11 protein-coding genes and 1 pseudogene are annotated in these 13,947 nt (G+C 67.8%); 9 read left to right on the top strand and 3 right to left on the bottom strand.

The genetic code is table 11. The features are described 5' to 3' along the window. Window positions 1-21 precede the first annotated feature (21 nt). Together QE438_RS01170 and prpC are read left to right on the top strand one after the other, a co-directional pair. Window positions 22-627 carry a DUF1003 domain-containing protein gene (locus QE438_RS01170; protein WP_130523431.1) on the top strand — a complete coding sequence of 202 codons (606 nt, stop codon included), beginning with the start codon at window positions 22-24 and terminating at the stop codon, window positions 625-627. A 36-nt stretch (window positions 628-663) separates the two neighbouring features. Next, entirely contained in the window at window positions 664-1,818 is a 1,155-nt protein-coding gene (gene prpC, locus QE438_RS01175) for a 2-methylcitrate synthase (protein ID WP_306993128.1), read from the top strand. Window positions 1,819-1,923: 105 nt separating this feature from the next. Here the strand turns inward: prpC and QE438_RS01180 are convergent, their stop codons facing one another. Together QE438_RS01180 and QE438_RS01185 are read right to left on the bottom strand one after the other, a co-directional pair. After that, complete coding sequence (locus tag QE438_RS01180; protein WP_130516048.1) at window positions 1,924-2,382, bottom strand: cell wall hydrolase; 459 nt, start codon at window positions 2,380-2,382, stop codon at window positions 1,924-1,926. A 326-nt stretch (window positions 2,383-2,708) separates the two neighbouring features. After that, window positions 2,709-4,766 carry an NADPH-dependent 2,4-dienoyl-CoA reductase gene (locus tag QE438_RS01185; RefSeq protein WP_306993127.1) on the bottom strand — a complete coding sequence of 686 codons (2,058 nt, stop codon included), beginning with the start codon at window positions 4,764-4,766 and terminating at the stop codon, window positions 2,709-2,711. Window positions 4,767-5,138: 372 nt separating this feature from the next. Between QE438_RS01185 and QE438_RS01190 the strand changes: the two genes are divergently transcribed. The 3 genes from QE438_RS01190 (at window position 5,139) to QE438_RS01200 (ending at window position 8,377) form a co-directional block, all read left to right on the top strand. Continuing rightward, entirely contained in the window at window positions 5,139-6,227 is a 1,089-nt protein-coding gene (locus QE438_RS01190; RefSeq protein WP_130523433.1) for an OmpA family protein, read from the top strand. 788 nt (window positions 6,228-7,015) lie between these two features. Beyond that, window positions 7,016-7,540 carry a hypothetical protein gene (locus tag QE438_RS01195; RefSeq protein WP_130533665.1) on the top strand — a complete coding sequence of 175 codons (525 nt, stop codon included), beginning with the start codon at window positions 7,016-7,018 and terminating at the stop codon, window positions 7,538-7,540. A gap of 48 nt (window positions 7,541-7,588) precedes the next feature. Beyond that, window positions 7,589-8,377: a pseudouridine synthase gene (locus QE438_RS01200; RefSeq protein ID WP_306993124.1), complete on the top strand. Its 789-nt coding sequence runs from the start codon at window positions 7,589-7,591 to the stop codon at window positions 8,375-8,377. Between the two features lie 142 nt (window positions 8,378-8,519). On the opposite strand, the gene kbl is transcribed toward QE438_RS01200, so the two are convergent. After that, a complete protein-coding gene (kbl, locus tag QE438_RS01205) occupies window positions 8,520-9,728 on the bottom strand; it encodes a glycine C-acetyltransferase (protein WP_306993122.1) in 1,209 nt (402 codons plus the stop codon). A gap of 195 nt (window positions 9,729-9,923) precedes the next feature. Between kbl and QE438_RS01210 the strand changes: the two genes are divergently transcribed. The 4 genes and pseudogenes from QE438_RS01210 (at window position 9,924) to QE438_RS01225 (ending at window position 13,802) form a co-directional block, all read left to right on the top strand. Continuing rightward, complete coding sequence (locus QE438_RS01210; protein WP_306993120.1) at window positions 9,924-10,964, top strand: sulfate ABC transporter substrate-binding protein; 1,041 nt, start codon at window positions 9,924-9,926, stop codon at window positions 10,962-10,964. After that, window positions 10,961-11,821: a sulfate ABC transporter permease subunit CysT gene (gene cysT, locus QE438_RS01215; protein ID WP_130516063.1), complete on the top strand. Its 861-nt coding sequence runs from the start codon at window positions 10,961-10,963 to the stop codon at window positions 11,819-11,821. The genes QE438_RS01210 and cysT overlap by 4 nt, the downstream gene beginning before the upstream one ends. 41 nt (window positions 11,822-11,862) lie before the next feature. Continuing rightward, window positions 11,863-12,738: pseudogene (cysW, locus tag QE438_RS01220) on the top strand (sulfate ABC transporter permease subunit CysW); the annotation flags it as partial. A gap of 20 nt (window positions 12,739-12,758) precedes the next feature. Beyond that, window positions 12,759-13,802 carry a sulfate/molybdate ABC transporter ATP-binding protein gene (locus QE438_RS01225; RefSeq protein WP_306993118.1) on the top strand — a complete coding sequence of 348 codons (1,044 nt, stop codon included), beginning with the start codon at window positions 12,759-12,761 and terminating at the stop codon, window positions 13,800-13,802. Window positions 13,803-13,947 lie beyond the last annotated feature (145 nt).

Consider the following 13,947-nt stretch of genomic DNA (forward strand, 5'->3'; position numbering starts at 1 on the left):
CGACCTGATCCTGCGCATGCCATGAACTTTTCGCGTCCGCCCGCCGCAGAACGCCAGCGCCGTACCCGCATCGACCGGCGCGAGACCGCGCGCCACCTGCTGCAGACCGAACTGGAGAAGCTGCAGGGCGAGGAGCGCGCGATCGTCGAGCGCTTCATCGCCAAGCGCCAGGTCGCACGCAACGTGGCGCGCGAGTTCAGCCAGAACCGCACGCTGGGCGAGCGCGTGGCCGACCGGGTCGCCGAGGTCGGTGGCAGCTGGAGCTTCATCATCGCCTTCGGCGTGTTCCTGGCGGTGTGGATGGCGATCAACAGCTTCGTGCTGGCCAAGGCCTTCGATCCCTATCCCTACATCCTGCTCAACCTGTGTCTGTCCTGCCTGGCTGCGATCCAGGCGCCGATCATCATGATGAGTCAGAACCGCCAGGCCGCCGCCGATCGCCTGCGCGCGGAGAACGACTACCAGGTCAACGTCAAGTCCGAGCTGGAGATCCTGCAGGTGCACGAGAAGCTCAACCAGCTGCGCGAGCAGGACTGGGCCACGCTGGTCGAACTGCAGAACCGCCAGATCGAGATGCTGCAGCAGCTGCTGGTCCAGCGCGACGCGCCGCCGACCGCTGCGCCTTAACACGTCACATCGAAGCAAACCCCGGGAGGAAACACCGTGTCCGAGCAACCCACCGCCACCGGCTTCAAGCCGAAGAAATCCGTCGCGCTGTCCGGCACGCCGGCGGGCAACACCGCGCTGTGCACCGTCGGCCGCACCGGCAACGATCTGCACTATCGCGGCTACGACATCCTGGACCTGGCCAAGAGCGAGTTCGAGGAAGTCGCCTACCTGTTGGTGCACGGCAAGCTGCCCACGCGCGACGAGCTGCGCGGCTACAAGGCCAAGCTCAAGTCGCTGCGCGGCCTGCCCGCCGCGGTCAAGGCCGTGCTGGAGGAGCTGCCCGCTTCGGCACACCCGATGGATGTGATGCGCAGTGGCGTGTCGGCGCTGGGCTGCGTGCTGCCCGAGAAAGACGATCACAACCATCCCGGCGCCCGCGACATCGCCGACAAGCTGATGGCCTGCCTCGGTTCGATGCTGCTGTACTGGTATCACTGGAGCCACAACGGCCGCGCCATCGACGTGGAGACCGACGACGATTCGATCGGCGGCCATTTCCTGCATCTGCTGCACGGCGTGGAGCCGCGCAAGGAATGGGTCGAGGCGATGCATACCTCGCTGGTGCTCTACGCCGAGCACGAGTTCAACGCCTCCACTTTCACCTGTCGCGTCGTCGCCGGCACCGGCAGCGACATGTACAGCGCCATCTGCGGCGGCATCGGCGCGCTGCGCGGGCCCAAGCACGGCGGCGCCAACGAAGTGGCCTTCGAAGTGCAGAAGCGCTACGACACGCCCGACGAGGCCGAGGCCGACATCAAGGCGCGTGTGGAGCGCAAGGAAGTGGTGATCGGCTTCGGCCACCCGGTGTACACGGTCAGCGATCCGCGCAACAAGGTGATCAAGCAGGTCGCCCACGACCTGTCCAAGGCGCAGGGCAGCACCAAGATGTACGACATCGCCGAGCGCCTGGAGACAGTGATGTGGGACATCAAGAAGATGTTCCCCAACCTGGATTGGTTCAGTGCGGTCAGCTATCACATGATGGGCGTGCCGACGGCGATGTTCACGCCGCTGTTCGTCATCGCGCGCACGGCGGGCTGGAGCGCGCATGTGATCGAGCAGCGCATCGACGGCAAGATCATCCGTCCCAGCGCCAACTACACCGGTCCGGAAGATCTCGACTTCGTGCCGATCGACAAGCGCAGCTGATGCGGCGTGCGATGTGGCGCTGAAACAAAGAAGGAGGGCCGGCAATGCCGGCCCTCCTTCTTTGTGCGTCGCGATGAAGTCGCTTGCGTCAGCAAGCCGGCGTGTTCACGAACGTGGCTTGAGCGACTGCACGCGATAGAAGGTGTGATCGCCGATCGTGGCCACGGTGTAGGCGTTGGCCCAGCTGGGTGCGACCAGTTCGTGCGCGGCGAAGTGGCTGGCACCGGGGACGATCTCGCGCCGCGCGCCGCGCGGCAGCGCCCAGTTGCGCTCCGAATCCAACGCCACTGACACAGAGCGCGCCCATGCGCCGCCGTTCTGCAGACGCGTGGAGCTGGGCACGATGCCAGGAGCGAACTGATGCCGTGCGGTGACCACCTCGCACAGCGAGTTGCCCCACAGCCCGCTGTCGCGGCGTCGCAGCGCGACTTCCGCAACGGCTTCTTGTCCACGCATGCTCTGGTCCCGCGCCTCGAGATAGACGGTGGTGGACAGACATAGCGAATCGGCGGCCGGCTGTGGCATCACATGTGACGACAGCCATAAGATCCAGGCCAGTTTCATCGAACTCCTTGCTCCGTTTGGCCGCATGCGAAGGGGTCGTCCCACGAAACTGGGGAAGACGGCCGGCACAGCGGTTGGGCGTCATGGGGAGGCAGCCATCTCACGGGCTACCCGGGTGCTGGCCTTGAATGAAAGGGTGGCCAGACAAGACCCGCCTGAACTGGGCGGCGGGTCGGAAAGTCGGCGCAAGGTACGGGCCGAATTCAAAACGTCAACTGAATATCGACGCTTGCATCACGACGCTGACTACGGCAGTCAGCGTCTCATGACAGTGCGATGTTGATGCCGCGATGCAGCACGTTCGCAGCGCGCGTGATGCGCGTTTTTCAAAGCGTTGCGGCCAGACGACTGGCCTGATCGATCGCACGCTTGGCATCGAGTTCGGCCGCGACATCCGCACCGCCGATCAGATGCGGCGTGATGCCTTGCGCCTGCAGCAGATCGAACAACTCGCGTCGCGGTTCCTGGCCTGCGCAGATCACCACATGGTCGACCGGCAGCGTCTGCTCGGATCCATCCACGCGGAGATGCAGGCCTTCATCGTCCACACCCAGATACTCCACGCCACCGAGCATGCGCACCTGCTTGGCCTTCAGCGTGGCGCGATGCACCCAACCCGACGTCTTGCCCAAACGCGCACCGGGCCGACCCGGCGTGCGCTGCAGCAGCCACACCTCGCGCGCCGGCGGTTCGGGCTTCGGCGCGATCAGACTGCCTGGCGCTTCGAAGCTTGCGTCCACGCCCCACTGCGCCATCCAGCGCTTGGGATCGGTGCTCGGCGACGCACCGTGTTCGACCAGATACTCGGCCACGTCGAAGCCGATGCCGCCGGCGCCGATCAACGCCGCACGCGCGCCGACCTGCACGCGCCCCGAGAGCACATCCACATAGCTGACCACCTTGGGATGATCCGCGCCCGGCATCTGCACCGTGCGCGGCGTGATGCCCGTGGCCAGCACCACCGCATCAAAACCCTTGAGCGTGTCCACATCGGCGAGCGTGTCCAGGTGCAGCTCCACGCCGGTGTCGTCGAGGCGCTGGCGGAAGTAGCGCAGCGTCTCGTGGAATTCCTCCTTGCCGGGGATGCGCTTGGCGTAGTTGAACTGGCCACCGATCTCGCTGCCGCCTTCGAACAGGCTCACCCGGTGCCCGCGTTCGGCCGCGACCGTGGCGCAGGCCAGGCCCGCAGGACCCGCGCCGACCACGGCGATGCGACGCGGGCGCTCGGTCCTGCGATAGACCAGCTCGGTCTCGGCGCAGGCGCGCGGGTTGACCAGGCAGCTGGCGCGCTTGTTCTGGAAGACGTGGTCCAGGCAGGCCTGGTTGCAGGCGATGCAGGTGTTGATCCGCGCCGCATCGCCGGTGCGCGCCTTGCGCACCCAGTGCGGGTCGGCCAGCAGCGGTCGCGCAAGCGACACCATGTCGGCCTTGCCGGCCGCCAGGAGGTCCTCGGCCACCTGCGGCATGTTGATGCGGTTGGTGGCGATCACCGGCACCGACACCTCGCCCCTGAGCTTGGCGGTGACATCGGCGAAGGCCGCGCGCGGCACCGAGGTGACGATGGTCGGCACGCGCGCCTCGTGCCAGCCGATGCCGGAGTTGATCAGGGTCGCGCCGGCGGCCTGCACCGCGCGGGCCTGCGCGACGATGTCCGGCCAGGCGTTGCCGCCTTCGACCAGGTCCACCAGCGACAGGCGGTAGATGATGATGAAGTCCGGTCCGCAGGCCTCGCGCACGCGTCGCACGATCTCCACCGCGAAGCGCATCCGGCGCGCGGCATCGCCGCCCCAGGCGTCGTCGCGTTGGTTGGTGCGCGCGGCGGTGAACTGATTGATCAGATAACCCTCCGATCCCATCACTTCCACGCCGTCGTAGCCGGCCTGACGGGCCAGGCGTGCGGCATGGGCGTAGGCATCGATCTGGCGTTCGACGCCGCGCGCGCTCAGCGCCCGGGGCGTGAAGGGGTTGATGGGCGCCTTGAGGCGCGAGGGCGCGACCGACAGCGGGTGATAGGCATAGCGCCCGGCATGCAGCAGCTGGAGGCAGATCTTCGCCCCGTGCGCATGCGCGGCCTGGGTGACCTGGCGATGCGGGCGTACCTCCCACGGCCAGGACAGCTTGCCGCCGAACGGCTTGAGCCAGCCGACCAGGTTGGGCGCGAAGCCGCCGGTCACGATCAGCCCGACTTCGCCCTGCGCGCGCTCGGCCACGTAGGCCGCCAGCTTGGGGAAGTCGGCGGCGCGGTCTTCCAGGCCGGTGTGCATCGAGCCCATCAGCACCCGGTTGCGCAGGCGCGTGAAGCCCAGGTCCAGCGGCGCCAGCAGATGCGGGTAAGGGATGGCGGCTTCGTTCAGGTTGGCCTGGCTCGGCATCTGGCTGGGCATGTCAATACGCTTGCGTATGGAAGAGTGCGCGCACCTTGCCGCAAGGCGCTGCGCCGGACAAGAGGCGCTGACGCAAACGCAACGCTGGCTTCACCTGAACCGAAGGCAATGAACGATTCGGACACACAATTGGCGCATGGTTTTCACACCACGTGCGCTTTGGCGCCCGTATAACGTGGCCCGCGCCAGGCAGGGGCGCGAGTCGACTTGTTAGGCTGCTGTTAACACGATCTTCACGAGCCCCTGCATAATCTGCGCCGGTGTTGACGGCACCCTCGCCGTTCAAACATTGGACTGAATGCCGTAAGGCTCGGGATGACCCCACGCCCACGCAGTCGGTTTTCAAAACCCTGAACTCTCAAGGAGTCGCAAATGAACAAGAAACTTCTCTGCGCCGCGATGCTGGCCGGACTGAGCGTGGCGCAGGCCGCTTCGGCTCAGGAGTTTGATGACCGCTGGTACCTGACCGGTTCCGTCGGCTACAACCTGCAGGACAGCGACCGCAAGACCGACGACGCTCCGTTCGCCACCCTGGGCCTGGGCAAGTTCATCAGCCCGAACTGGTCGCTGGACGGTGAGCTGAACTATCAGAACCCGAGCCTGGATCCGGAAGACAACCTGAACTGGTCGCAGTACGGCATCTCGTTCGACCTGCGTCGCCACTTCATCCAGGAAGGCCGCGGCTGGAACCCGTACGTCCTGATGGGCCTGGGCTACCAGCGCTCGGAGGAAGAGTACGACAACTTCCCGAACCCGGATTCCCCGGCCAAGAACAAGGACGGCAACTTCGCCGCCAAGGTCGGCGTCGGTCTGCAGACCACCTTCGACAGCCGCGTCGCCGTGCGCGCCGAAGTGGCCTACCGTGGCGACTTCAACGACCAGAGCCACCGCGCTCCGGACGAGTCGTGGTTCGGTGACGTGCTGGCTTCGGTCGGCGTCGTGATCCCGCTGGGCACCAAGGCCGTTCCGGTCGCCCCGCCGCCGCCGCCGCCGCCGGCTCAGACCTGCGCCGATCTGGATGACGACGGTGACGGCGTCAACAACTGCGACGACAAGTGCCCCGGTTCGCAGGCTGGCCAGACCATCGGTCCGGACGGCTGCCCGGCTCCGGTCACCATCGACCTGAAGGGCGTGAACTTCGACTTCAACAAGGCGACCCTGCGTCCTGACGCGGTGGCGATCCTGAACGAGGCCGTCGAGATCCTCAAGCGCTACCCCGACCTGCGCGTCGAAGTCGCCGGTCACACCGACCTGTGCGGTACCGAGACCTACAACCAGAAGCTGTCCGAGCGTCGTGCGAAGACCGTGTACGACTTCCTCACCAACAATGGTGTGTCCTCGTCGCGTCTGGTTGGACCGATCGGCTACGGCGAGAGCCGTCCGCTGGAGCAGACCCCGAACACGTTCCCGGCCTGTAAGAGCGAGAAGAACCGTCGTACGGAGCTGAACGTCCAGAACTAATCTGGCCGATCAGGGGTTGGCTGCGGGATACCGCAGCCGCCTTCAGTATTAAGAAAAGCCCGGCCTTGCGCCGGGCTTTTTCTTTTTGCTTCTGCCGAAATCGAGGTCTCGCCGCGATTGAGCGTTGCGGCTTTCGATGTCGGGGTCTCGCAATCGTCGAGATCACAGCTTCGGAAGCGCCGTGGTCCGGGCTGTGTGGCATGAGGGCCCAGGGTGGCCGATGGCGCAAAGTTCTCCGGGCCTCGACCCGATCTCGGTGGGAGCCGCCATAGCGGCGATGAGGCCTTCCCGGTAGAGCCCCATCGCCGCCATGGCGGCTCCGCCTGTAGAGCGGAGCTTGCTCCGCTGCGTTTCGTTCGGTCGTGGGGAAGGCCCCAGCGGAGTCCCCAAGAGGGGATTGCCACAAGCTCCGCTCTACAGGCAGGTTGCTGCGAGATTTGAGGAGACAGTTGCTCCCACCGAAGCATGCGGCGCGATCAGGCCTTTCCCAGCCAAACATTGGCCACGGAGGAGTCGCCCAGCCGTGCAGCCGTGCCTGGTCGTGGCGGGGCTGCCGGACGAGATGGGCTCACTCGGACGAGATGGGCTCACTAGCCCGCACGCGCTTCACCGACGGATTGGCGATTCCGAGCTCCGGCGAAGAATCCTTTGTCTCGCGCGGAGCCCCGTGCACCGTATTCAGTCTTTTCTTTCAGTGATTTGCATGGAAAACATCGTGTAACGGTTGATTGTCTGCGCGCCGCCTGCCTAAACTCCCGCAACCCTCTTTTTCTCCTTGCGAACTCCCTATGCGCGCATCCCTCGTTGCGGTCGTTTCCCTGCTCGCCGTTGCTCCGTTCGCACACGCCGAAGCGGCGCAGGACTGCAGCGGCGTGGTGCCGCAACCGCTGCCGCAGCGCACGACCGTGCTCTCGCCGGTGGCCGTGGAGCTGTTCGCCAACACCACCAGCCTGGGCGCGCCCAGCGGCGTGCTGGCGCAGTCCTACAACGATGCGCAGTCGGTCGATCGCGTGCTGCTGCGGATGAAGGTCGACGGCTGCCGCGAGCTGGCCATGGCCACGCCGGCGGTGAAGGCCAACGATCCGGCCGCCTACCAGCCCAAGACCCAGTACGACAACACGCCCTGGCGCTTCGACATGAACCAGAACGGCAAGCGCATGACGGCCGACGAGTTCGATGCCTGGATGAAGTCGCGCGGCGTGCGCGTGGTCAAGGCCAAGCCGGCCGCCGCGGTCGCCGTGCCGCCGGGCGAAGTGGTCGCGACGCCGGCCGCCGCGCCCGCCGCGGCAGTGCCGACCGCCGACAAGCAGTAAGTCCGCGCCGTCGGCCCACGCGGCGACGGCATACAGGGGCGCATTCCGATGGCGACGCACAAGCCGGTTCGCGACGATGCGCCGCGGCACGGGTTGGCGCGCGCGCTGTCCAAGCTGGGCCTGTGCTCGCGCACCGAGGCGGCGCGCTGGATCGCGGCGGGGCGCGTGCGGGTGGACGGCCGCGTGGTGCGCGATCCGGAGTTCCCGACCGTCGCCGGCCGTTCGCAGATCGAGGTCGATGGCCAGGCGGACGCGGAAGCGGGCGCCGAACGCCGCTATCTGATGCTCAACAAGCCGCGCGGACTGGTCACCACGGCGCGCGACGAACAGGGGCGCGACACGGTCTATCGCTGCCTGGACGGCGCGGGTCTGCCATGGCTGGCGCCGGTGGGGCGGCTGGACAAGGCCAGCGAAGGCCTGCTGCTGCTGAGCAACGATCCTGTGTGGGCGGCGGCGATCACCGACCCGTCGACGGGGCCGAGCAAGACCTATCACGTGCAGATCGATGCGATTCCCGATGCCGCGCTGCTGGCGCGGCTGGAGCAGGGCGTGTCGGTCGACGGCGAACACCTGCGTGCCGCCCGCGCGCAGCTGCTGCGCAGCGGCGGGCGCAATGCCTGGCTGGAGATCACGCTGGACGAGGGGCGCAACCGCCAGATCCGGCGGCTGCTCGAGGCGTTCGGCCTGTCCACGCTGCGGCTGGTGCGTGTGGCGATCGGCGAGCTGCCGCTGGGCGCATTGGCCAAGGGCGCGTGGCGTGAACTGACGCCGCAGGAGGTGAGCGCGCTGGCACCGCCTTCCGGCGTGGCCCCGCCCGGAAAGAAAGTCGCTCCCTGACCTGATCCGGGCGTAGATGGATTCCAGCGCGGGCGGCGCTTGTGGCCGCCCTCCGCGCACGGCGCTTTACCTCTGCGCAGATGGAACCTTCAACCAATGGCCCAGGCCAAGGCCGTTTTGGCCCCGGCCAGCGGTAAACGAATCAGCTCTTCAGCACGCCCAGCTCGTGGCCGATGCGGGTGAAGGCGTCGATGGCCTGGTCCAGGTGCGCGCGGGTGTGCGCCGCGCTGATCTGGGTGCGGATGCGGGCCTGGCCCTTGGGCACCACCGGGAAGAAGAAGCCGATCGCGTAGATGCCTTCTTCCAGCAGGCGCTCGGCGAAGCGCTGCGCCAGCGGCGCGTCGTAGAGCATCACCGGGCTGATCGGGTGCACGCCGGGCTTCAGGTCGAAGCCGGCGGCGGTCATCCGCTCGCGGAAATAGGCGGTGTTGTCGCGCAGCTGCGTGCGCAGGTCGCCGGCGGCGTCGAGCATGTCGAAGGCCTTGATCCCGGCGGCCACCACGTGCGGCGGCAGCGAATTGGAGAACAGGTAGGGACGCGAGCGCTGGCGCAGCAGCTCGATCACCTCGGCGCTGGCGGTGGTGAAGCCGCCGAGCGCGCCGCCCATCGCCTTGCCCAGCGTGCCGGTGATGATGTCGATCCTGTCCAGCACGCCCTTGACCTCGGCCGAGCCGCGCCCGGTCTGGCCCAGGAAGCCGGTGGCGTGGCATTCGTCGATATGGACCAGCGCGCCGTACTTGGCGGCCAGGGCGGTGATCTCGTCGAGCGGGGCGATGAAGCCGTCCATCGAGAACACGCCATCGGTGGTGATCAGCTTGGTCCGGCAGCCGGCGGCGTCGGCCGCCTGCAGCTGCGCCTCCAGGTCGGCCATGTCGCAGTTGGCGTAGCGGAAGCGCTTGGCCTTGCACAGGCGCACGCCGTCGATGATCGAGGCGTGGTTGAGCGCGTCGGAGATGATCGCGTCGTCCTCGCCCAGCAGCGGTTCGAACAGGCCGCCGTTGGCGTCGAAGCAGGCCGCGTACAGGATGGTGTCCTGCTTGCCGAAGAAGCGCGCGATGGTCTGCTCGAGCTGCTTGTGCAGGTCCTGGGTGCCGCAGATGAAGCGCACCGAGGCCATGCCGAAGCCGTGCGTGTCCAGCGCCTGCTTGGCCGCGGCGATGATGTCCGGGTGGTCGGCCAGGCCCAGGTAGTTGTTGGCGCAGAAGTTCAGCACCTGGCGCCCGTCGGCCAGGGTGATCTGCGCCGACTGCGGGCCGGTGATGATGCGCTCGGACTTGAACAGCCCGGCCTCGCGGATGCCGTCCAGCTCCTCGGCGTAGCGGTGGGTCAGGGCGGGGAGGGCATCGGTCATCGGGCGGGCCTGGGAACGGGAACGGAAGGGCGCATTTTACGCGCCGCCCCCCCGAGGCCGGTTCGCGGGTTCAGCCTGATTCCCGTTGGCGATAAGCACGCGCGCTTTCATTATTTCGTGGCACATTCATGCCTGGGCAGCATAAGCATTCCTGAATGCAGCCCCGCTCGCTGTCCATTAAGCAAGGAATCCGCCATGACCTTCACCCGCACCCGCCGCCTGACTCGCCTGTTCGCGCTGGTCATGGCCTCGTGCCTGCTGACCGTGGCCGCGGCGGCCATGGCCCAGCAGAAGCAGCTGCTCAACGTGTCCTACGACCCCACGCGCGAGCTCTACCGTGCCCTGTCCGACGCCTTCAGCCAGGACTGGAAGGCCAAGCATGGCGAATCGGTCAGCGTGGAGAGCTCGCACGGCGGCTCCGGCAAGCAGGCGCGTGCGGTGATCGATGGGCTGGAGGCCGACGTGGTCACCCTGGCGCTGGCCTATGACATCGACTCGATCGCCAGCCAGGCCAAGCTGCTGCCGACCGACTGGCAGAAGCGCCTGCCGGACAACAGCGCGCCCTACACCTCGACCATCGTCTTCCTGGTGCGCAAGGGCAATCCGAAGCAGATCAAGGACTGGCCCGACCTGCTCAAGCCTGGCGTGCAGGTGATCACGCCCAATCCCAAGACCTCCGGCGGCGCGCGCTGGAACTATCTGGCCGCCTGGGCCTATGGCCTGCACATCTTCAAGGGCGACGAGGCCAAGACCCGGCGCATGGTGACCGCGCTGTACAACAACGTGCCGGTGCTGGACACCGGCGCGCGCGGGGCGACCACCACCTTCGTCCAGCGCGGCATCGGCGATGTGCTGCTGGCCTGGGAGAACGAGGCCTTCCTGTCGCAGGAAGAGCTGGGCAAGGACAAGTTCGACATCGTCGTGCCCAAGCTGTCGATCCTGGCCGAGCCGCCGGTGGCGCTGGTGGACAAGAACGTGGACAAGCACGGCACGCGCGCCGAGGCGCAGGGCTTCCTGGAGTTCCTGTACACGCCGCAAGCGCAGAAGATCATCGCGCACAACTTCTACCGCCCGCGCCATCCCGAGTTCGCCGACGCGGCCGACATCGCGCGCTTCCCCAAGGTGCAGCTGGTGACGGTGGATCAGGTGTTCGGCGGCTGGGCCAAGGCGCAGGCCAAGCACTTCGCCGACGGCGGTGAGTTCGACAAGATGCTGGCGGGAAAGAAGCGGCCTTGAGCGTTGCGATTCCTGCAGCAGGGCGCGCGCGCCGAAGGCGGGTGATTCCCGGCTTCGGTCTCAGCCTGGGTACCACCTTGCTGTGGCTCGGGCTGATCGTGCTGCTGCCGCTGGCGGGGGTGTTCATCAAGTCGGCCGGCCTGGGCTGGCACGGACTGTGGGCGGTCTGGACCGACCCGCGCGTGCTGGCCGCGCTGCGCGTGAGCTTTTCCACCGCGCTGGCGGCGGCCGCATTCAACGCGGTGGCCGGCACGCTGGTGGCGTGGGTGTTCGTGCGCTACGACTTTCCGGGCAAGCGTCTGTTCGATGCGGTGGTGGATCTGCCGTTCGCGCTGCCCACGGCGGTGGCCGGCATCGCGCTGACCCAGCTCTATGGCCCGACCGGCTGGCTCGGCCGCTGGCTGGAGGCCGGAGGCCTCAAGGTCGCCTACACCCCGCTGGGCATCACGGTGGCGCTGGTGTTCATCGGCCTGCCGTTCGTGGTGCGGGTGGTCGAGCCGGTCCTGGCCGAGGTGGAATCCGAACTGGAGGAGGCCGCCGCCAGCCTCGGCGCCGGGCGGCTGCGCACGGTCGCGCAGGTGGTGCTGCCCACGGTGTGGCCGGCGGTGCTGTCGGGCTTCGCGCTGGCGTTCGCGCGCGGGGTGGGCGAATACGGCTCGGTGATCTTCATCGCCGGCAACCTGCCGGGCGTGTCGGAGATCGCGCCGCTGCTGATCACCATCAAGCTGGAGGAGTTCGATTACGCCGGCGCCACCGCGATCGCCGCGGCGATGCTGCTGCTGTCCTTCGTCCTGCTGCTGGTGATCAACACGCTGCAGGCGCGGCTGGCGCGGCGCGGCCTGAAGGTGCCGGCCTGATGGCCGCCGTGTCCGTGCCTGTGCCACGGCGCGCGCTGCGCGCGCCGACCACCGAGCCTGCGTGGATGAAGTGGACGCTGGTGGGGCTGGCGCTGCTGTTCCTGCTGTCCTTCCTGCTGTTGCCGCTGGTGCTGGTGTTCACCGAGGCGCTGCGCAGCGGCCTGCCGACCTTCCTCAAGGCGATCACCGACCGCGACGCGCTGGCAGCGATCAGGCTGACTTTGGTGGTGACCGCGATCGTGGTGCCGCTGAACCTGATCTTCGGCATCGCCGCGGCCTGGGCGGTGAGCAAGCACCGCTTCCCCGGCAAGCGCATCCTGGTCAGCCTGATCGACCTGCCGTTCGCCGTCTCGCCGGTGGTGGCCGGCCTGGTCTTCATGCTGATCTTCGGCCGCCAGGGTTGGGCCTGGCCGCTGATCGACGAGGGCTGGCGCGTGCATCTGCCGCTGTTGGGGGACACGCTGATCCAGCTGCCGAAGATCGTATTCGCGCTGCCGGGCATCGTGCTGGCCACGACCTTCGTCACCTTCCCCTTCATCGCCCGCGAGCTGATGCCGCTGATGGAGCAGCAGGGCAGCGACGAGGAGCTGGCCGCGCTCAGCCTGGGCGCCAGCGGCTGGCAGACCTTCTGGCGCGTGACGCTGCCCAACATCCGCTGGGCGCTGCTGTACGGCGTGCTGCTGTGCGCGGCCAGGTCGATGGGCGAGTTCGGCGCGGTCTCGGTGGTGTCCGGGCACATCCGCGGGCGCACCAACACCTTGCCGCTGCACGTGGAAATCCTCTACAACGAATACGCCTACAGCGCGGCCTTCGCCGCCGCCTCCCTGCTGGCGCTGAGCGCGCTGGTCACCCTGGCGCTCAAGTCCTGGCTGGAATGGCGCCACGGCGAGGCGCTGGCGGCCAGACACCGACACTGATTCAAGGTCCGCAACAACCCATGGGCATCACGGTCGAACACCTCTCCAAGCGCTTCGGCGCCTTCGCCGCGCTGGACGCGATCGATCTGGACATCCGTCCGGGCGAGCTGCTGGCGCTGCTGGGCCCATCGGGGTCGGGCAAGACCACACTGCTGCGGGTGATCGCCGGGCTGGAGCATGCCGACGAGGGGCGCGTGCTGTTCGACGGCCAGGACGCCTCGGTGCTGCCGGTGCAGCAGCGCCAGGTGGGTGTGGTGTTCCAGCACTACGCGCTGTTCAAGCACATGCGGGTGGAGGAGAACATCGCCTTCGGCCTCAGGGTCCGCCGTGGCCGCGCGCGCTGGCCGAAGGCCCGGATCGCCGCGCGCGTGCGCGAGCTGCTCTCGCTGGTGCAGCTCGAGGGCCTGGGCGCGCGCTATCCCACCCAGCTCTCCGGCGGTCAGCGCCAGCGCGTGGCCCTGGCGCGCGCGCTGGCGATCGAGCCGAAGATGCTGCTGCTGGACGAGCCCTTCGGCGCGCTCGATGCCAAGGTGCGCCGCGACCTGCGCCGCTGGCTGCGCCAGGTGCACGAGGCGACCGGGGTGACCACCGTGTTCGTCACCCACGACCAGGAAGAGGCGCTGGAACTGGCCGACCGCGTGGCCATCCTCAACAAGGGCCGCATCGAACAGATCGGCACGCCGGCGCAGGTCTACGACCAGCCCGCGTCGGCCTTCGTCTACGGCTTCGTCGGCGAGGCCAACCGCCTGTCCGGCCACAAGGCCGGCGAGCTGCTGCGCGTCGGCGGCTTGGATCTGGCTGCGCCGCAAGGCGATGCGCTGGCCGACGGCGCGGTGGCGCTGTTCGTGCGTCCCCAGGATCTGCAGCCGGTCGCGCCGGGGCAGGGCGGTTGGCAGGCGCAGGTGGAGAGCGTGCAGCGCAGCGGTCCGCGCCAGCGCATCCATGCGCGTCTCGACGATGGCACGCCGCTCGAGCTGGAGCTGCCGGCCGCGACCGAAAGCGTGCAGGTGGGCGAGCGCGTCGGCCTGGTCCCGGCGCGCTGGGGCGCCTTCGCCGAGCGCTAGCCTGGCTTGCCGGTGCGCCGGCAGCGTTCGGATGAGTGAAAGCTGCTGTATGACCTGCGGATCGCCAACCCATGGCGTCCCTGCGGGATGCACATGAAACGAAAAAGGCGCCTTGCGGCGCCTTTCGCGTGATGACCCGAGGCGG

Origin of the sequence: Pseudoxanthomonas sp. SORGH_AS_0997, assembly GCF_031453535.1 — a bacterium.
Lineage (GTDB): Bacteria > Pseudomonadota > Gammaproteobacteria > Xanthomonadales > Xanthomonadaceae > Pseudoxanthomonas_A > Pseudoxanthomonas_A winnipegensis.

What these genes read in the sequence shown, in the direction of transcription:
- QE438_RS01170 (WP_130523431.1), top strand. Translation starts at nt 22, where the DNA reads ATGAACTTTTCGCGTCCGCCCGCCGCAGAACGCCAGCGCCGTACCCGC.
- QE438_RS01180 (WP_130516048.1), bottom strand. Translation starts at nt 2,382, where the DNA reads ATGAAACTGGCCTGGATCTTATGGCTGTCGTCACATGTGATGCCACAG.
- QE438_RS01185 (WP_306993127.1), bottom strand. Translation starts at nt 4,766, where the DNA reads ATGCCCAGCCAGATGCCGAGCCAGGCCAACCTGAACGAAGCCGCCATC.
- QE438_RS01190 (WP_130523433.1), top strand. Translation starts at nt 5,139, where the DNA reads ATGAACAAGAAACTTCTCTGCGCCGCGATGCTGGCCGGACTGAGCGTG.
- QE438_RS01195 (WP_130533665.1), top strand. Translation starts at nt 7,016, where the DNA reads ATGCGCGCATCCCTCGTTGCGGTCGTTTCCCTGCTCGCCGTTGCTCCG.
- QE438_RS01200 (WP_306993124.1), top strand. Translation starts at nt 7,589, where the DNA reads ATGGCGACGCACAAGCCGGTTCGCGACGATGCGCCGCGGCACGGGTTG.
- kbl (WP_306993122.1), bottom strand. Translation starts at nt 9,728, where the DNA reads ATGACCGATGCCCTCCCCGCCCTGACCCACCGCTACGCCGAGGAGCTG.
- QE438_RS01210 (WP_306993120.1), top strand. Translation starts at nt 9,924, where the DNA reads ATGACCTTCACCCGCACCCGCCGCCTGACTCGCCTGTTCGCGCTGGTC.
- QE438_RS01225 (WP_306993118.1), top strand. Translation starts at nt 12,759, where the DNA reads ATGGGCATCACGGTCGAACACCTCTCCAAGCGCTTCGGCGCCTTCGCC.